Source organism: Rhizobium acaciae, assembly GCF_025941625.1.
GTDB classification, from domain to species: domain Bacteria; phylum Pseudomonadota; class Alphaproteobacteria; order Rhizobiales; family Rhizobiaceae; genus Rhizobium; species Rhizobium acaciae.
Window position 1 is genome coordinate 1 of the sequence record NZ_JAPCZO010000039.1, and the last position, 17,548, is coordinate 17,548.

Sequence of the window (17,548 nt, forward strand, 5' to 3'; positions counted from 1 at the left end):
ATCGTGCTTTCCGAAAGCACGCACGGCGCTCTAAATCATTCGCGCCAGGCGATTGTACCCTTCAGCCGCGCGTGCACGCCCTCGGCGATCGGAACGACGAGCACACGGCCCGGATCGACCGGGCCTGGAAAAGACAGCGCGTTATAGGCGACCTTCTCGAAGCCGAGCGGGCCGTAATAGGGTGGGTCGCCGACGAGGATGACGGCTTCCGAGCCCTTGCGTCTTGCCGCCTCTACCGCAATCCGCACCAGTTCCCGGCCGATGCCCTTGTTCTTGTGGGAGGGGCGGACGGCGAGCGGGCCGAGCAGATGTCCCTTCACCGTACCGGCCAGCACCGGCGTCATGCGCACGGAGGCGATCGTCTCACCATTATCGGTGCAGATGAAGGAAAGCGACAGATCATGCGGCCCCTGCTCACGGATGCGCGCGGCAGCGCGCGTGAAACGGCCGGGACCGAAGGCTTCTTCGTTGATGTGTTCGATGGCGGCGTCATGAGACGCGTCTTCAGTGAGGTAGACGAGATCGTGCTTGTACATGATGACAGAAACCGGATGGACAGATTGATGGGTCTCGAACACGCCTTGGGCGTTCGGGAGCATCAGCGTCGTCGCGGGTTTCTGGAAATGAACATCAAGCAGGGGTCCGAAAATCGTGAAAAGGCCGATAGCAGGAAAAAATTCCGCCGTCCAACGCAAAATGCACGGCGTGACGCACTGTTCAATCTTTGCCGCCTGTAAAGCCCTGCCATCTGCGATATCTTCCGTTCCAACACGCAATCAAGGGATTGAAGATCATGGGAATGCTGGTGGACGGCGTCTGGCATGACGTCTGGTACGACACGAAGGAGAGCAAGGGCCATTTCAAGCGGCAGCCCTCGCAGTTCCGCCACTGGGTGACATCGGACGGTGAGGCCGCTCCCTCCGGCAGCGGCGGCTTCAAGGCCGAGGCCGGGCGTTATCATCTGTATGTCTCGCTCGCCTGCCCCTGGGCGCATCGCACGCTGATCTTCCGCAAGCTGAAGAAGCTCGAGGAACTGATCTCGGTCTCCGTCGTCGATCCGCTGATGGTCGAGAACGGCTGGGAGTTCAAGGTCGGCGACGGCGCCACCGGCGATCACCTCTTCGGCGCGTCCGCGCTTTGGCAGGTCTATGTCAGGGCCGATCCGCACTATTCCGGCCGCGTCACCGTTCCCGTGCTCTGGGACAAGAAGACCGGCACGATCGTCAACAACGAATCCGCCGAGATCATCCGCATGTTCAACGGTGCCTTCGACGGGCTGACCGGCTCGACAGCCGATTTCTATCCCGAGGACCTTCGCTCCGAAATCGATGCGCTGAACGCCACCGTCTACGACACCGTCAACAACGGCGTCTACAAGGCGGGCTTTGCCACCACCCAGGAAGCCTATGCCGAAAACGTCGGCACATTGTTCGAAACACTCGACTTGCTCGACGAACGCCTCGGCAAGGGCCGTTACCTCTTCGGCGACCGTCAGACCGAGGCCGACTGGCGCCTGTTCACCACACTGGTGCGCTTCGACGCCGTCTATGTCGGCCATTTCAAGTGCAACATCCGCCGCATCGCCGATTACCGCAACCTGCCCGGCTATCTCAGGGACCTCTACCAGACGGCAGGCGTGGCCGAGACGGTGAACCTATACCACATCAAGCAGCATTATTACCGCAGCCACAAGACGATCAATCCGACCGGCATCGTTCCCGTCGGCCCGGCGCTCGATCTCGACAGCCCGCATGGCCGCGCCAGGCTAAATGCCGCCTGATACTTCTTACCAGCGGTGATCGGGCTCCTGCTCGCCGCGAAGCTCTGCGAGACGACGGTGTGTCGCCTTGGTGGTGCCCTCGGGCAAGTCGTCGAGGGAAAAGAAGCCGCTGTCGGATATCTCCCAGTCCGGCGGCCGCGGCGCCGTCTGCTCGACGGTCGCCCGGTAGAAGACGACATGGTCACGCCTCGTGGTCGTGGTATTGAAGTAGACCTGGATCAACTGCGGCTTGCCGATGATCCTGAGGTTGCCCTCCTCGCGCAATTCCTTGACAAGCGCTTCCTCGACCGTCTCGTTGCGCTCCAGGCCGCCACCCGGCATATGCCAGCCGCCGACATAGCTGTGGCGCACGAGAAAGATGCGTCCGTCTGCATCGAAACAGGCGGCACGCACGCCCATGGTCATGCTGCGGACGAAACTGAAATAGACATGCAGCAGGCGCAACGCCAGCCTCATGTAGAGGGGCCGGTTCTCTTTATCCACTATCGCTCCGTTTCAGCTATTCATCGCGCCCGATGTGTTTGATTTGTCAATAAGCTGGTCTATGTCTCGTAACATGTTCAAGCTCGCGCATATCTCCGACGTCCACCTCGGGCCGTTGCCCAGTCTTTCCATTCAGGAGCTGTTTTCAAAACGCATAACCGGCTTTGTGAACTGGCATCGAAATCGACGCAAGCACCTTTTCGGCAGCACATTGGATCTGCTGCTCGACGACATCCGCGCCCATCAGGCCGATCACGTGGCCGTCACCGGCGACCTCGTCAATCTGGCGAGCGGCATTGAAATTCGCGCCGCCGCTGCATGGCTGCGCGCGCTCGGCGATCCAGCGAACACGTCAGTCGTTCCCGGCAATCATGACGCCTATGTGCCAGGCGCCTATGAGAAGACGATGCGCGCCTGGTACGATTATGTCCGCGGCGATCTCGCGCCGCCGCAATGGCCGGACGACCGCCATATCTTCCCCTATCTGCGCGTCCGCGGCAAAGTCGCGATTGTCGGCTGTTCGACGGCCGTTGCCACCCCTCCCTTCGCCGCCTCGGGCTTTTTCGGCGCGCGACAGGCCCGCGATACTGTCAACATACTGCGTGCGGCTGGCGAAGCCGGTCTCTTCCGCGTCGTTATGATCCATCACCCGCCGATCCGCGGCGCCACGGCCTTCTACAAACGGATGATCGGCATCCGCCGCTTCGCCGCCGTGATTTCGACGGGTGGCGCCGAACTCGTGCTGCACGGCCATACGCACCTGAACACGCTGCATTGGCTGCGCGGCCAGATGCAGCCAGTGCCGGTCGTCGGCATCGCCTCTGCCTCGCAGGGACCGGGCAGCATCAAGCCGCCCGCCGCCTACAACCTCTTCTCCATCGACGGCTCACCCGGTGCCTGGGAGCTCAGCGGCGAGCGCTTCAGCCTCAACAGGGCCGGCGACGCGGTGATGCCGGAAAGCGCCGATATTTTCGCGCGTTAGCTCCACTTCCGGACTCTTTTTGTGCAGCACTTGAACCGATCCGCGAGGACGGCCGGCCGCCGCCGCAACATTTGCCATGGAGGTTGCTTACCCTCTTGGTATTTTTAGTGGTAAGCGTACAATCCGAACAACTGCATTGCCTGAGAACGGAGCGCGCCGATGACTTCTTCTTTCCGCCACCTGTCCAGACTTTCGCTCGCCGCCGGCTTTGCCTTCGGCATCGCCACGGCCGCTTTCGCGGCCGGCGACAGCAACGATGATACCAATCCGCCGCCCAAGACCCAAACGACCAAGACCTGCACTGGCGGCAAGGTCTGGGACAAGGCCAAGAAGGAATGTGTCACCCCGAAGAAGAGCAGCTTCAACGACGACGATCTCTATCAGTTCGCCCGCGAATTTGCCTATGCTGGCCAGTATGAGAACGCCATCACGGTGCTCAATCTCGCTCGCAACCAGAACGACCCGCGCGTCCTGAACTATCTCGGCTACGCCAACCGCAAGGCCGGCCGCATGGAGCTCGGCATGTCCTACTACCGCAAGGCGCTGCAGGCGGATGAGAATTATATCCTCGCCCGCTCCTATATGGGCATGGCGCTGGTGGAACAGGGAGACATCCAGGGTGCTCGCGTCCAGCTTGTCGAAATCCGTGATCGCGGCGGCGAAGGCACCTGGGCCTATCGCTCCCTGCTGCAAAGCTTGAACGGCTACAAGACATATTGACGCAAGCTTTGCAGGCCACAATACGAAAATCCCTTGGGAAAGAGGGATGAAGACGACCGGATGCTTGCGAAGTGCAGGAGACTTGTTTCATAAAGCGCATGCATCGACGGCGTCGATAAAGTCGGTTTCGCGCCCGACGGCGAACCCTTCGTCCGCGAAACCATTGTGAATGCTTCTTGGATAGACAATGCGTCAGCCCGCAACGACCATCGATCTCCGGCGTGATCTCGTCGGCCTCCTGCCCCGCCTTCGCCGCTTCGCGATCACGCTCGCGGGTGAGGTTGCCGTGGCCGATGAACTCGTTCAGGCCGTCTGTCAACGCGCCATCTCCAAAGGTCATCAATGGAGCGGCGAAGGCCGGCTGGAAAGCTGGATCTACACGCTTGCCCGCCAGCAATGGACCGACGACAACCGAAAGCGCAAGCCGAAGGCTTCCGTCCGCGGCAACGTCACCGATATTCGCGAGGCCGCGCGCGAACGTTCGGCCGCGGTCGATCCCGACACCATCCATCACATGATTTCCGATATGCCGGATGGCGTTTCCAGCATGTTCCTGCTGGTCGACGTCGAAGGCCATAGCTACCAGCAGGCGGCCGACATCATGGGTATTCCGGTGGCAAACGTCGTCTCGCAGCTCGCGACCGCGAGGCTGCATTTCGCCGGGCTTGCCGGCACCCACCCGATCCACAGGTTCTGAATTTGCTCGATCTTAGGAAATTGCCGCTCGAAGCCCAGCTCACCGCCCTTCTCGACGGCGAAGTCTCGCCCGAACAGCGGCACGAACTGGAGCAGCGTCTGGCAAGCGACGAGAATGCACGCCGGCTGCATGAGAAGCTGCGCCACGGGGCTGATTTCGGCCGCCGCCGCCTCGACGATATCCTGAAGGAGCCGGTGCCGCTCGCCCTCGTCCGCTCGATCAAGAGCACGCAGCCGCCGAAAACGCCGATCGCCCAGCGCGCCACGCGCCCGCAAGTGAAACTGGCGCCGAGCGGCCCGCAGGCGCTGGCCGCCGCCCTCATCCTCTTTGTCGTCGGCTGTGGTATCGGCTATTTCGTCGGCACCGCGCCGGATGCCGACGAGATTGCCAGCACGGCGACCACCAATACGGCACCGGCCAATACCAGCGACTGGCTGGGCGACGTCACCGCCTATCAGCGCCTGCTGATCCGCCAGCCCCGTCATCTCGTCGAAGTGCCCGCCTCGCAGGCCGAGGAAATCTCCAGCTGGCTGACGACGGCGATCGGCGTGCCCTTTCGCGTGCCGGATCTGAGCGCCGAAGCCTGGACCTTCCAGGGCGCGCGCGTCATCCTTGGCGATAGCCGCCCTGTCGGACAGCTCGTCTATTCTAATTCCGACGGCGACATCATCTCCATTTGTTTCCGCAAAGACGCGCAGCCGCCGGAGACCGACGACTTCAAGGAAACGATCAAGGACGAGATCGGCCTCGTGACCTGGCACAATGCCGGCACCTCCTATGTGCTTGCCGGCCCCTCCGCCGAAGCAACGCTCGGCCAACTCGCCATGGAGATCGCCACCGCGATCTGATTGCCGGAGCATGATGCCGAGCGGTATCGCACGACATCGTGCGTCGCCTTCTTTGATTTAAGGTACCAGCACCACCTTGCCGACCGCCCGCCGCCCCTCGATGGCGCGATGCGCTTCCGCCGCTTGATGCAGTGGGAAACGACCACCGTCGATAACCGTCAGGGCATCCGCCGCGGCAAGCTCGAAGAGTTCGGCAACATCCTCCTGCACCCCCTGAAGCGTCAGCAGCGGCAACAGCGAAAATCCCTTGATTGACTGATTGTGGTCAAGCATGTGCTCGACATCGGCCGCCTCAAGCCCGAACCGCCCCATCGCCGCCAGCACCAGCTCGCCGCAAGGCGCCAGCGCATCGAGTGCCGCCCTTGAAAACGCGCCGCCGACGGTTTCATAGATGATATCCGCGCCGAGCCCTCCGGTCAGCCTTTTGACGTTCTCCTGCCAGCCAGGCGCCGTATAATCGACCGCATGATCGGCGCCGAGAGACAGGGAAAGCGCCCTCTTCTCGTCACTGCTCGCCGCCGCGATCACCATCTTCGCCCCTTGGCGTCTTGCAAGCTGCACCAGCAGTGACCCGACACCGCCCGCTGCCGCACTCACGAGAACATTCTTGCCTTTCGCGGGACTGCGGCGCAGCAGATGCAACGCCGTCAACCCTTGCACCATCAGCCCGGCAGCCGCCTCGAACGAAACCGCATCCGGCAGCTGCATCACCGCCCCGCTGTCGACCGCGACGAATTCGGCATAGCCGCCCGAACCGCGCCCGATCGCAAAGAGAGGAACGGCAACCCGCATGCCAATGAGCGAGCGGTCGGCACCAGGCCCTGCTCGCTCGATCGTACCCGCGACCTCGACACCGGGAAACATCGGCAGATCGGGCGTTACGGCGTAACGGTCGGCCCGCATCAACACCTCGAAGAAGTTGACACCCGCCGCATGGACGCGGACGAGAACCTCAACCGGCCCCGGCTCGGGGACCGGCAGTTCCACGACCTCGAGAACATCGGGCGGACCGAAGCGAGTGAATTGGACGGCTTTCATGGCAGATGAACCTCACGTCTGATTGGCGTGGGGCAGGTTTAGCAATAGACTATCAGATAAAAATACACACTCTTTCGTGCCATACCCACCAGGAGGTGACCATGGCTGAGCCGATGAAAAGACTCCCCGAGCTGCCGGTCGAGCGTGCGCTGAAGGTGATCTCAGGACGCTGGAAGCCCATAATCCTCTATTACGTCTTCTCAGGCCCGAAGCGTCTTTCGGAGCTGAAGCGGATGATGCCCGCCATTACCCAGAAGGTGCTGATCCAGCAGCTGCGCGAGATGGAGGAGCACGGACTGGTCGCCCGACAAGTCTTTGCCGGGGTCCCCGCCCGCGTCGAATACAGCGCGACTGAACTCGGCCTTGGTCTCGAACCGGTGCTGCTGGCGCTCTGCCAATGGGGCCAGCGCCACGCAGAAGCGCGAAATGAAGCCGGCGAGATTGCCGACTGCATCGTCAGGCCGCGCCGCGCTCCAGCGCCGCGCGTCTTTTCAGACGCGCATAGGACGCTGTAACACTTTGAATTGCTGCATAATTTTTCCCTTAAGTCGATTCCGATTAAGGAATTATGCGGTAGAGCGGTCGCGGCCTGAGGCCTTCCGAAATCAGGCCTTTCCAGCCTTCACGTCGAGCACGCGGTTGGCGGCCGAGACGATCGCTTCCAGCGATGCCGCGACGATGTTGGTATTGATGCCGGCGCCGAAGAGTTTGCCGCCGGGATAGGAGGTCTCGACATAGGAGATCGCCGCCGCGTTCGAGCCATGTTGGAGCGAATGCTCGGAATAGTCCTCGACCGACATCTCGATGCCGAGATAATGCGACAGCGCATTGATGAAGCCGTCGATCGGGCCGTTGCCGCGCCCTTCGATGCGCTTGATCTCCCCATTGTCGGTGATCTCGGCTGCGACGATCCGCTGACCCTTGTGCTCAGTGTCGGGATAGGTGTGATGATCGATGAAGCGCAGGCGCCCTTCCGGCTGTGTCACGTAGCGCTCGATGAAGCGATCGTAGATGCGCCGGGACGGAAGCTCCTTGCCCTCTACGTCGGTGATGCGCTGGATATCCTCGCGGAACTCCACTTGCAGGTTGCGCGGCAGATTCAGCCCGTAATCCTGCTGCAGGATATAGGCGATGCCGCCCTTGCCGGACTGAGAGTTGATGCGGATGATCGCCTCGTAGGAACGACCGACATCGCGCGGATCGATCGGCAGGTACGGGACTTCCCAGACCGGATGATTGGCGACCTGCGCTGCCTTCATACCCTTGTTGATCGCATCCTGATGCGAACCGGAAAAGGCCGTATAGACCAGCTCGCCGACATAGGGATGACGCTCGCCGATCGCCATCTGGTTCGAATATTCGAACACTTCCTTGATGCGCTCGATATTCGAGCAGTCGATCTCGGGATCGACGCCTTGCGTGAACATGTTCAGCGCCATCGTCACCATGTCGACATTGCCGGTACGCTCGCCATTGCCGAACAGCGTGCCTTCGACGCGGTCGGCCCCTGCCAGCAGTGCCAGTTCCGCAGCGGCAATGCCGGTGCCGCGGTCGTTATGCGGATGCAGCGAAACGATCAGGTTCTCGCGATTGTCGAGGTTGCGGCACATCCATTCGATCTGGTCGGCATAGACGTTCGGCGTCGCCATCTCGACGGTGGACGGCAGGTTGATGATCAGCTTGTTGTCGGGCGTCGGCTTGACGACCTCGATGACGGCGTTGCAGATCTCCAGCGCCACATCGAGTTCCGTGCCGGTAAAGCTCTCCGGGGAATATTCGAAACGGTAACCGCCGCCAGCCTTCGTGGCCATATCGGTGATCATCTTGGCGGCATCGACGGCGATCTGCTTGATGCCCTGCACATCCTTGGCGAAGACGACGCGGCGCTGCAACTCACTGGTGGAGTTGTAGAAGTGCACAATCGGCCGGTTTGCGCCTTCCAGTGCTTCGAAGGTGCGGGTGATGAGTTCCGGGCGGCACTGCACCAACACCTGCAGGGAGACGTCGTCGGGAACATTGCCCTCCTCCACGCACCAGCGGGCAAAGTCGAAATCGGTCTGCGAAGCCGAGGGGAAACCGATTTCGATTTCCTTGAAGCCCATCTCGATCAGCAGATGGAACATGCGCGCCTTGCGATCGTGGCCCATCGGGTCGACGAGCGCCTGGTTGCCGTCGCGCAGGTCGACCGAGCACCAGACCGGTGCCTTGGTAATGGTCTTTGTCGGCCATGTGCGGTCGGGAATGTTCACCTGCGGATAAGCGCGGTATTTCGCCGCGGCGTCGGGCATGCCTTTTGCGGGGCTCATCTCGCTCTTGGAGGCCATCTTATCTCGGGGGGATTGCGTCTTCGCGTCCATCGTATCGTCTCCTCGTCCCGGCATTTGCCCGCTCTTAGCCGATCACGTCGGGCTTGGCGATAAACAAATGCGGACCTTGTCGGTCGTTAGGTCAATTTTGAAAGTGAGTCGCGAGGAGCGATGGCCGGGCGGGCTTTCGGCCGCCGGGCGCTCCTCAAAGGACCCGGCAACCGCGCGTAAGGCCGAGGAGAAGAAGCGAGGTCAGGGCGCGCGTATTGTCACGCAGGGCGATGCGGCCGCGTGCAATCGTGTCAGAAATTCTGGCGCCAGTGGTCTTCATGACCGTGCTTATAACCTCGCACGGTAAAGCTGGCAAGTCCTTGCCCGGCTTTTGGTCGTCGCCAACGGTCGACGAGCTGCCAGCATATTGCCGGCGGAGTTGCCTGAAAGCGCCAGGATCCGCCATTTGGAGAGCACAACAACCTTCCGTTACCTCGACTGATCTCGATCTTTCCAAATCTTCACCAACCGCGACAGCGCCAGCATCAGCCCACCCGCGATCAGACCCCAGAAGGCGCCGGAAATACCGCCGAAGGAAACGCCTGAGGCGGTGACGAGGAAGGTGATTGCCGCCGCCTCACGTGAGTCCGGCGCCTGGAAGGCCGACATCGCCGAGGACGAGAAGGCGCCGACCAGCGCCAGGCCCGCCACCGCCTCGATCAGGATGGAGGGCGCAAGGGCGACGAAGGCCGTCACCGCGCCGGCGAGCAGCGCGAGGATGATATAACCGACGCCGGCGATCAGGGACGCCCAATAGCGCCGCTTCGGATCGGCATGGGCATCCTGCCCGGCGCACATCGCCGCGGTGATGGCCGCCAGATTGACGGCGTGGCCGCCGAACGGCGCCGACAGCAGCGAGAAGAAGCCGGTGACGGCAAAGAGCGGACCGGGCTTTGGATCGTAGTGGTTGACCTTCAGCACTGCGATACCCGGAATGTTCTGCGAGGCCATGGTGACGATGAAGAGCGGCAACGCGATCGAGATGAGGCCGGCAAGATTGAACACCGGCCGGACGATCTCCGCCGTCGGCACCAGTGATTGTTCCAGCGAACCCAGCGCACCGTCAGGGATATCGACACCGAAGGCGAGCACCAGCACGAAGGCCGCGAGTGCTGCCGGCACCGCCCAAAGCCGCTTGAAGGCGCCGACGACGATCCAGGCGACGACGATCGGCAGGCCGAACAGCGGATTGAAGCCGATCGCCTTCACCGGCGCGAAGCAGAGGCCGATCAGCACGCCGGCGAGCATCGCATTGGCGAGTGGTGCGGGAATGGCAGCAACCGCTCGCCCGAGCGGCTTGAACAGTCCCGCAACGATAATCAGCGCAGCACAGATCAGGAATGCCCCGACCGCAGCATTGAAGCCGCCCTCGATCGCCCCGGTGCTTGCCAGCAGTGCCGCGCCCGGTGTCGACCAGGCGATGCTGACCGGCAATCGGGTCACGGCACTCAGCACGATCGCGCAGACGCCCATGGAAATCGACAATGCCATCAGCCCGGAAGCCGCCTGTACATCCGTGGCGCCGACCGCCTGCAGCCCGTGCAGCACAACGGCGAAGGAGCTGGCGGAACCGACGAAGGCGGTCAGCAGCCCCATGAACAGGGCTTGGACGGAAAAATCTTTGAGCATGGCGGGACTCGAGCTGCGCGAATGGCGCATGGAGCATGATGGTTGCCGCAGGCGCAAGTCCGGATTCAGTGCTTTCCGTTCAGACCTTGTCGATAGGAACCCATCTCCGTTCAAGCATTATTATCCGAATACAAAACGCCCTCGCCTGCGATCGGCAGGCAAGGGCGGGTTCTTGGCAGTTTTGGCTGGGAAAGCTCAGATATCGGCCTGCGACGTCACGATCCGTGAAACGAGGCCATAGTCCTTCGCTTCTTCGGCCGAAAGCCAGTAGTCGCGATCCGTATCCTTGTCGATCTTGTCGAGCGGCTGGCCGGTGGCCGCTGCCATGATCCTGTTCAGGCGCTCGTTCATCTTGATGATCTCGCGCGCCTGGATTTCGATGTCGGATGCCATGCCGCGCGTGCCGCCGGAGGGCTGATGCAGCAGGAAGCGCGTGTTCGGCAGGCACAGGCGCCGCTCCTTCGGAGTGGCGACATAGATCAGTGCGCCGGCGGAGGCGACCCAACCGGTGCCGATCATCCAGACCTTCGGCTTGATGAACTTGATCATGTCATGAATGGAATCGCCGGATTCGACGTGGCCGCCGGGCGAATTGACATAGATGCGGATGTCCTCGTCGCTGGCCGCGGCAAGCGCCACGAGCTGCGAGCAGACCTTCTGCGCCAATTCCTGATTGATCGGTCCGTAGATGAAGATCGAACGCGACTTGAAAAGATTCGCCTCCGTTTCCTTGCCGAGCGGCAGTTCCTTCGTCTTGTCGTCCTGGTCTTCGTCGTTCATTCGAACCTCTTGGAGATGAATTCGGGTTCCTCGCACATAGTGCGACTCAATGCCTAAAACAATGCGGGAAAAACACAAGGCACCGAAGCGATGGAGATATCCTTAAGAAGCCGCACGCCGTTCTGCAAGCCTTACCGAAATGTAACGGCGAAAGGCTTTGAAAAGCCTAAATCGGTTCCTACCTCAACCTCACGCGGCAAATACCGCATCAGATCATTAGGAGACAGGACATGTCACCCGAAGAACGCCAATTGCTGACCGCCCTCTTCGACCGCGTACGCAGCGCCGCGGCCACGCCGCGCGACCGCGAGGCCGAAGCCCTGATCGACCAGGCGACACGCGAACAGCCCTCCGCCACCTATTATCTGGCCCAGGCCGTCATCGTTCAGGAAAAGGGACTGGAGGCGGCTGCCAACCACATCAAGCAACTCGAAGAGCATGTCCGCCAGCTGGAAGCCGGCGAGAGCGAACACCGCCAGGCCGAACAGGGCGGCGGTTTCCTGAGCTCGATTTTCGGCAATACCCAGGCGCAGCAGCCGGCCCCAGTTCCCTCGAATCCTGGCCCCTCCAATCCTGGCCCCTGGGGCCAGCAGTCCCGCGGTTATGACGATCCCCGCGGCTACGAGCGCGAAGTCCGCCAGCCCCAGCAGCAGCCGACCGGCCCCTGGAGCCAGCAGGCCTATGCGCCGTCGGCCGGCGGCAGCTTCCTGCGCGGCGCGCTCGGCACGGCGGCGGGTGTTGCCGGTGGCATGCTGCTTGCCAATTCGCTGAGCGGTATCTTCGGCAACCACATGTCCTCGCTCGGCTGGGGCTCGCCCTTCGGCGCCAATCCCTTCGGCAATGCCAGTGCGCCCACCGAAGAAACCGTCATCAACAACTATTACGGCAATGACGACACCCGCCAGGCCGCTGATACCGCGTCAGACGACAAGGACAACGACAATATCCAGCAGGCTGATTACGACGACAGCAACGATGACGATGACTATGTCGACGACTCGTCCAGCGACGATGTCACGGACGTGTAAAGTTTGAGGGCCAACGAAAGGACGGCGGTTGGTTTTACCTTGCCGCACCGTCGCCCGGCCCTTCGCTCCAAGCTCAGGGCGCTCGCCGCTGCGATCGATTGAGAGCAATTCCAGAAAAAGTGCCCAGCGGTTTTTCGTCCGGAATTGCGATGAAAGAAGGATCGATTGCTCGGGCTGCGCCCGAACGCAGCTCACCCACGGCCGCGGTAGGTGGCAACGCCCTGTTCCGGCAGCCACACGCCTTCCGGCGGCTTGCCCGTCTGCCAGAAGACGTCGATCGGAATGCCGCCGCGCGGATACCAGTAGGCGCCGATCCTGAGCCATCTGGGATCGAGCAGCTCGACGATGCGCTTGGCGATGTAGATCGAGCAATCCTCGTGGAAAGCGCCGTGATTGCGGAAGGAATGCAGGAAGAGCTTCAGCGACTTCGATTCCACCAGCCATTCGCCCGGAATGTAGTCGATGACGATATGGGCGAAATCCGGTTGCCCGGTCATCGGGCAGAGCGAGGTGAATTCCGGCGCGGTGAAGCGCACGACGTAATCGGTGCCGGCATGGTTGGACGGCACTTTCTCAAGCACTGCCTCCTCCGGCGATTGCGCGGTTTCGGTCTGCTGACCCAGCATCGACAGGCTGGAAACATCGGTATTCGGCATTAGGCCTCCTTGACGACTTTGACGCGGATGCCGTGAGCCTTTTCGCCCTCCGGCTCCACATGAATTGCGATAGTGGCGCCCTCGTGCACCGCCCTGATGGCATCCTCAAGGCGGTCGCATATATCATGCGCCTGCCGCACCGACATCCCGCCGGGCACCACCATGTGGAAATCGATGAAGGTGACGGTGCCCGCCCGCCTCGTTTTCAGGTCATGCACGCCGATCGAGCCCTCTGCGTGGCTGGCAATCGCCTGTTTGATCGCTTCCTCCTCCTGCGGTTCGACCGCCTGGTCCATCAGCCCGCCAATCGATTGCGAGATCACCCTCCAGCCCTGATAGAGAATGTTGACGGCAACGAGAATGGCAAGCACCGGGTCGAAGATCGCATATCCCGTTGCCAGCGCCAGCAGCAGGCCGACGAGCACGCCGACGGAGGTCACGACATCGGACATGATATGCTGCCCATCCGCCGTCAGTGCTGCCGAGCGATGTCTGCGTCCAGTCCGGATCAGCAACCGCGCCCAGATCGCATTGATGACACCGGCCGCGAAGTTGATCGCAAGGCCGAGCACGGGTGCATCCAGCATGCGTGGCTCGGCGAGATAACCAACCGCCTCGTTGACGATCAGCAGGGCAGCGACGACGATCAGCACGCCCTCGGTGACGGCAGACAGATATTCCGCCTTGTGATGACCGAAGGGGTGGTCGTGATCGGCCGGCTTCTGCGCATAGCGAATGACGAAGAAGGCGATGAAGGCGGCAACGACGTTGACCGACGATTCGAGTCCGTCCGACAGCAGCGCCACCGACCCAGTGACCCACCAGGCCACCATCTTCAGTCCCATGACGCCGAGCGACAGCGGGATGCCCCACATCGCCAGCTTGCGGACCGTAAGATCGCCGTTATCACTCATATCGTTCCCCTGCGGTTGCGAATGAATTGCAGAATTCAAGCCGTTGAAACGCAAAACCGCCCACGCGAATATCGCGCAGGCGGTTCAGTTGATGGTGATATGGGGGAAGACGGCGGATTTGTCAAAGGGCAATGAGGTTCCCCTTCCGCGTGCTCAAGGAGCAGACTCGGAGAGAATAGTCTGCGGCCAGCGCAAGAGTGCCGCCTGCCCTGCAGGCGTCAGGGCGTAGACGCCCTTCTCCTTGCGTTCGAACCATCCGTAGACGTTGTCGAGCAGGATTCGGCCGGCATTGGGCACCTGAGCCTTCATATCCCGCGGCCGTCCGACCCCACGCTCGATTGCGGCGGCGCAGAGCAGCACCTGCTGACGATAGGCGGTCATGATTGGCGCCCGCGTGCTGCCGCCGACGGCGGGATCGCCGTGGCGGCGCTGATGCTCCTTGACGAGGCGCGTCCGCCGCTTGGGATTGGTGCGCGGCATCGGAGAGACGGAACTGACGATGATGCTGACCTCGCCGGCATCGGAGACGCCGAGCATGCCGATGCCGAGCCTGCGGCAGAGATCGCGATAGCGTTTGTCGGTCTCCCGCCCTCGACCCTTGGCGGAGACGCGGGCCGCGATCCAGACCTCATCGCTCATCGCCGCGCGGTCGACCACCTGGAGAAGCAGTTCGAGGTTGAAGGAGAGCTTGAGTTCGCAAACCACCACGACCGGCGGCTCGGCATCGCTGAGGCCCACGAGATCGCACCCGCCGACCTCACCCTTCACGACATAACCCGCCGCCTCCAGGAAAGCTTTGACCGGCAGGTAGAGCGATGTCTCCATATTGAAAACCGCGCCTCAGGCGGCGTTGAGATCGGCAATCTCGCCATATCGTGCAAGCAATCGCGGCGACGACATATCGCCGGTTTCCTCGTCGACGATCACCGCATAAGCCGCCACGCCGACGAAACGCTCCGACATCGCCGAGGCAATCTTTTCCGCGCTGACGGAGTTCGATGCCTGGCGCATTTCGCCGGGCACGAGATTGCCGCGGTTCTTGCGATAAGGGAGAACGATGAACTTTTCAGCATTGGCCACGGCGACAGGCTCCAATTGGTCGTTCCTGAAATGTTCTGATTTGCCGGAAGAAGTCAAGTCGCGGCCCGACGGCCTATTGACTGGCCCTTCCCACAGCAGGAAGGGCCAGGCGAAATTGCGGTCAGGCGGCCTTCGTCTTCACCTTGCGCGCCAGATGCGCCACGACATTTTCGATCATCCGCATCCCGGCGTCGCCACCGAGCGTCATGATCGACTCCGGATGGAACTGCACCGCGGCGATCGGTTCCTTGGCGTGTTCGATGCCCATGATCGTGCCGTCGTCGCTTTCCGCCGTGATGATGAACTCACGCGGCAGCGTCGAGGGATCGGCGAAGATCGAGTGGTAGCGGCCGACCGTCACCTCCTTGGCAAGGCCGGAGAAGACGATGCCAGGCTCCAGCACGCGGATGCGCGAGGGCTTGCCGTGCATCGGCAGCGCCAGATGGCGCAGTTCCCCGCCATAGGCTTCGGCCAGCGCCTGCAGTCCAAGGCAGACACCGAAGATCGGCAGGTTGCGCGCCCGCGCCTTCTTGATCGTCGCCTTGCAGTCGAAATCCTTGGGGGTTCCGGGTCCGGGCGACAGCACGACAAGGTCCGGGTTCAGCCGGTCGAAGATTTCCTCCGGCACCGGCGTACGCACGGTCGAAACCGTCGCCCCCGTCTGGCGGAAGTAATTGGCGAGCGTGTGGACGAAGCTGTCTTCGTGATCGACGAGCAGGATGCTGACGCCCTTGCCGACGCTCGCAACGTCGCGCTGGACTCTGCCGGAATTGCCCGTCTTGGCGTCTCGGATGGCGGAAAGCATGGCTGAGGCCTTCAGTTCTGTTTCGGCTTCTTCTTCGTCAGGAATGGAATCGTTGAGCAGCGTCGCACCGGCGCGCACCTCGGCGATACCGTCTTTGATGCGCACGGTGCGCAGCGTCAGGCCGGTGTTCATGTCGCCGTTGAAGCCGACCATGCCGATCGCCCCGCCATACCATGCGCGTGGGCTCTTTTCATGGCTCTCGATGAAGCGCATCGCCCAGAGCTTCGGGGCGCCGGTGACGGTGACGGCCCAGGCGTGGCTGAGGAAACCGTCGAAGGCGTCCATGTCGTCGCGCAGCCGCCCTTCGATATGGTCGACCGTGTGGATGAGGCGCGAATACATCTCGATCTGCCGGCGGCCGATCACCTTGACCGAACCCGGCTCGCAGACCCGGCTTTTGTCGTTGCGGTCGACATCAGAGCACATGGTGAGCTCGGACTCGTCCTTCTTGGAATTCAGGAGCTTCAGGATCTGCTCGCTGTCGGCGATCGGGTCGTCGCCGCGCTTGATCGTGCCCGAAATCGGGCAGGTCTCGATGCGACGGCCGGAAACGCGCACGAACATTTCGGGCGAGGCGCCGACCAGATACTCCTGATGGCCGAGATTGATGAAGAAGGAATAAGGCGACGGATTGATCGCCTTCAGCCGCTTTGAAATGTCGGACGGCTTGCTGTCGCAGCGCTCCATGAATTTCTGCCCGGGCACGACTTCGAAAAGGTCGCCCTTGCGGAAACTTTCCTTTGCCTTGGTCACGAGCTCGGCATATTCGCCCGGCCGGTGATCGCTCTTCGGCGGAATGGCATCGGTGCGTACGAACGGCTCGGCAGCGATATCGCCCGCTTTGCCCTCGGTCGTCACGCCGCCTTTTTCGAAGTCGTAACGGTCGACCCAGGCCTTGGCGGCGTAGTTGTCGACGACGAGGATCTCGTCCGGCAGGTAGAGCACCATGTCGCGCTGGTCGGAGGGTCGCGTCAGCTTCAGATCGATCGCGTCGAACTGGAAGGCGATGTCGTATCCAAAGGCGCCGTAGAACCCGAGGCTTGCATCCGCCTGCGAATAAAACAGGTCGGTGACGGCGCGCAGCACGGTGAAGACCGTCGGCATCTTCGAGCGTTCTTCCTCGGTGAACACCCGGTCCGGCGTCTTGACGGTGAGGTCGAGGCGGCGGGCCGAGGAAGCGCCGAGCACGATGTCGGACACTGTCTTCAGCCGCTCGGTCACGAAGCCGAGGATCACCTCGCCGCGTTCATTATAGGCTTCGATCCAAACGTCGCGCCCAAAGGAAGAGATGCCGAGCGGCGGATCGACGACAGCGGTATCCCAGCGCGTATAGCGGCCCGGATATTCGTAGTTCGACGAAAACACCGCGCCGCGGCGCTCGTCGAGCTTGTCGACATAGGAAGAGACCGCATCGCCGTAGGGGATCGCCCGCCGCTGCCGCGTGACGGTAATACCACCCTTGGTCTCGTAGATTTCCGCACCATCATCCCGCAGGATCGTTACCATTGTTCCACTCCGTTATCGGGGCCCGGACGACAGGCGGCCACAAAACAAAAAAGCCGCCTCGAAGTTTCGGGCGGCTCACTCGTCGTCTTTGGACACGATTGGTCGAGGCCGCCTTAGCGAACCCACCACCAAACAGCAATGTTCAAGGACTTGATCATGAAAAATTGTTAGCCTGAGATCAGCGATTGCGCAAGAGGCGAATGCGGGATTGAAAAAGGGCGGCCCGAAAGCCGCCCCTCCCCAGC

General features: G+C 61.9%; 18 protein-coding genes. 7 read left to right on the forward strand and 11 right to left on the reverse strand.

Annotated elements, in window-relative coordinates; translation table 11 throughout:
- Nucleotides 1-35: 35 nt before the first annotated feature.
- Complete coding sequence (locus tag OLZ32_RS36435) at nucleotides 36-599, reverse strand: GNAT family N-acetyltransferase (RefSeq protein WP_003541792.1); 564 nt, start codon at nucleotides 597-599, stop codon at nucleotides 36-38.
- A gap of 194 nt (nucleotides 600-793) precedes the next feature.
- On the opposite strand from OLZ32_RS36435, the gene OLZ32_RS36440 reads away from it, so the two are divergent.
- Nucleotides 794-1,780, forward strand: coding sequence for a glutathione S-transferase family protein (locus tag OLZ32_RS36440; protein ID WP_264399845.1), 987 nt, complete (start codon nucleotides 794-796; stop codon nucleotides 1,778-1,780).
- A gap of 6 nt (nucleotides 1,781-1,786) precedes the next feature.
- Here OLZ32_RS36440 and OLZ32_RS36445 read toward each other — a convergent pair whose 3' ends face one another.
- A complete protein-coding gene (locus OLZ32_RS36445) occupies nucleotides 1,787-2,263 on the reverse strand; it encodes an NUDIX domain-containing protein (protein WP_003541797.1) in 477 nt (158 codons plus the stop codon).
- A gap of 73 nt (nucleotides 2,264-2,336) precedes the next feature.
- Here OLZ32_RS36445 and OLZ32_RS36450 point away from each other — a divergent pair, with 73 nt between their 5' ends.
- From OLZ32_RS36450 to OLZ32_RS36465, 4 genes are all read left to right on the forward strand, one after another.
- On the forward strand, nucleotides 2,337-3,245 hold the full coding sequence (locus OLZ32_RS36450) for a metallophosphoesterase family protein (protein ID WP_032986394.1): 909 nt from the start codon (nucleotides 2,337-2,339) through the stop codon (nucleotides 3,243-3,245).
- A gap of 159 nt (nucleotides 3,246-3,404) precedes the next feature.
- Nucleotides 3,405-3,965: a tetratricopeptide repeat protein gene (locus OLZ32_RS36455; protein WP_003541800.1), complete on the forward strand. Its 561-nt coding sequence runs from the start codon at nucleotides 3,405-3,407 to the stop codon at nucleotides 3,963-3,965.
- A 187-nt stretch (nucleotides 3,966-4,152) separates the two neighbouring features.
- Nucleotides 4,153-4,662 carry an RNA polymerase sigma factor gene (locus OLZ32_RS36460; RefSeq protein WP_003541801.1) on the forward strand — a complete coding sequence of 170 codons (510 nt, stop codon included), beginning with the start codon at nucleotides 4,153-4,155 and terminating at the stop codon, nucleotides 4,660-4,662.
- Nucleotides 4,663-4,664: 2 nt separating this feature from the next.
- Complete coding sequence (locus OLZ32_RS36465; protein ID WP_029873262.1) at nucleotides 4,665-5,510, forward strand: anti-sigma factor family protein; 846 nt, start codon at nucleotides 4,665-4,667, stop codon at nucleotides 5,508-5,510.
- Nucleotides 5,511-5,567: 57 nt separating this feature from the next.
- On the opposite strand, the gene OLZ32_RS36470 is transcribed toward OLZ32_RS36465, so the two are convergent.
- Complete coding sequence (locus tag OLZ32_RS36470; RefSeq protein WP_264399846.1) at nucleotides 5,568-6,548, reverse strand: quinone oxidoreductase family protein; 981 nt, start codon at nucleotides 6,546-6,548, stop codon at nucleotides 5,568-5,570.
- 5 nt (nucleotides 6,549-6,553) lie between these two features.
- Between OLZ32_RS36470 and OLZ32_RS36475 the strand changes: the two genes are divergently transcribed.
- The gene (locus tag OLZ32_RS36475) at nucleotides 6,554-7,063 is read left to right on the forward strand and encodes a winged helix-turn-helix transcriptional regulator (protein ID WP_264399847.1); all 510 of its coding nucleotides are present in this window, start codon (nucleotides 6,554-6,556) and stop codon (nucleotides 7,061-7,063) included.
- 90 nt (nucleotides 7,064-7,153) lie between these two features.
- Here the strand turns inward: OLZ32_RS36475 and leuA are convergent, their stop codons facing one another.
- The 3 genes from leuA to OLZ32_RS36490 all read right to left on the reverse strand — a co-directional run bounded on the left by leuA (nucleotide 7,154) and on the right by OLZ32_RS36490 (nucleotide 11,314).
- Entirely contained in the window at nucleotides 7,154-8,905 is a 1,752-nt protein-coding gene (leuA, locus tag OLZ32_RS36480) for a 2-isopropylmalate synthase (protein ID WP_264399848.1), read from the reverse strand.
- A gap of 429 nt (nucleotides 8,906-9,334) precedes the next feature.
- A complete protein-coding gene (locus OLZ32_RS36485) occupies nucleotides 9,335-10,564 on the reverse strand; it encodes a benzoate/H(+) symporter BenE family transporter (RefSeq protein WP_264399849.1) in 1,230 nt (409 codons plus the stop codon).
- 165 nt (nucleotides 10,565-10,729) lie between these two features.
- Nucleotides 10,730-11,314 carry an ATP-dependent Clp protease proteolytic subunit gene (locus tag OLZ32_RS36490; RefSeq protein WP_003541822.1) on the reverse strand — a complete coding sequence of 195 codons (585 nt, stop codon included), beginning with the start codon at nucleotides 11,312-11,314 and terminating at the stop codon, nucleotides 10,730-10,732.
- Between the two features lie 230 nt (nucleotides 11,315-11,544).
- On the opposite strand from OLZ32_RS36490, the gene OLZ32_RS36495 reads away from it, so the two are divergent.
- Entirely contained in the window at nucleotides 11,545-12,342 is a 798-nt protein-coding gene (locus OLZ32_RS36495; RefSeq protein ID WP_264399850.1) for a DUF2076 domain-containing protein, read from the forward strand.
- Between the two features lie 191 nt (nucleotides 12,343-12,533).
- On the opposite strand, the gene queF is transcribed toward OLZ32_RS36495, so the two are convergent.
- The 5 genes from queF to OLZ32_RS36520 form a co-directional block, all read right to left on the reverse strand.
- Nucleotides 12,534-12,998: a preQ(1) synthase gene (gene queF / locus OLZ32_RS36500; RefSeq protein ID WP_003541825.1), complete on the reverse strand. Its 465-nt coding sequence runs from the start codon at nucleotides 12,996-12,998 to the stop codon at nucleotides 12,534-12,536.
- Complete coding sequence (gene emfA / locus OLZ32_RS36505) at nucleotides 12,998-13,912, reverse strand: CDF family cation efflux transporter EmfA (RefSeq protein ID WP_264399851.1); 915 nt, start codon at nucleotides 13,910-13,912, stop codon at nucleotides 12,998-13,000. Before emfA ends, queF begins: the two co-directional genes overlap by 1 nt.
- 153 nt (nucleotides 13,913-14,065) lie before the next feature.
- Entirely contained in the window at nucleotides 14,066-14,737 is a 672-nt protein-coding gene (locus tag OLZ32_RS36510; protein WP_003541828.1) for a DUF2161 domain-containing phosphodiesterase, read from the reverse strand.
- Between the two features lie 15 nt (nucleotides 14,738-14,752).
- Nucleotides 14,753-14,992: a hypothetical protein gene (locus OLZ32_RS36515; protein ID WP_003541831.1), complete on the reverse strand. Its 240-nt coding sequence runs from the start codon at nucleotides 14,990-14,992 to the stop codon at nucleotides 14,753-14,755.
- 121 nt (nucleotides 14,993-15,113) lie between these two features.
- A complete protein-coding gene (locus OLZ32_RS36520; protein ID WP_003541832.1) occupies nucleotides 15,114-17,303 on the reverse strand; it encodes an anthranilate synthase in 2,190 nt (729 codons plus the stop codon).
- Between the last annotated feature and the right edge of the window lie 245 nt (nucleotides 17,304-17,548).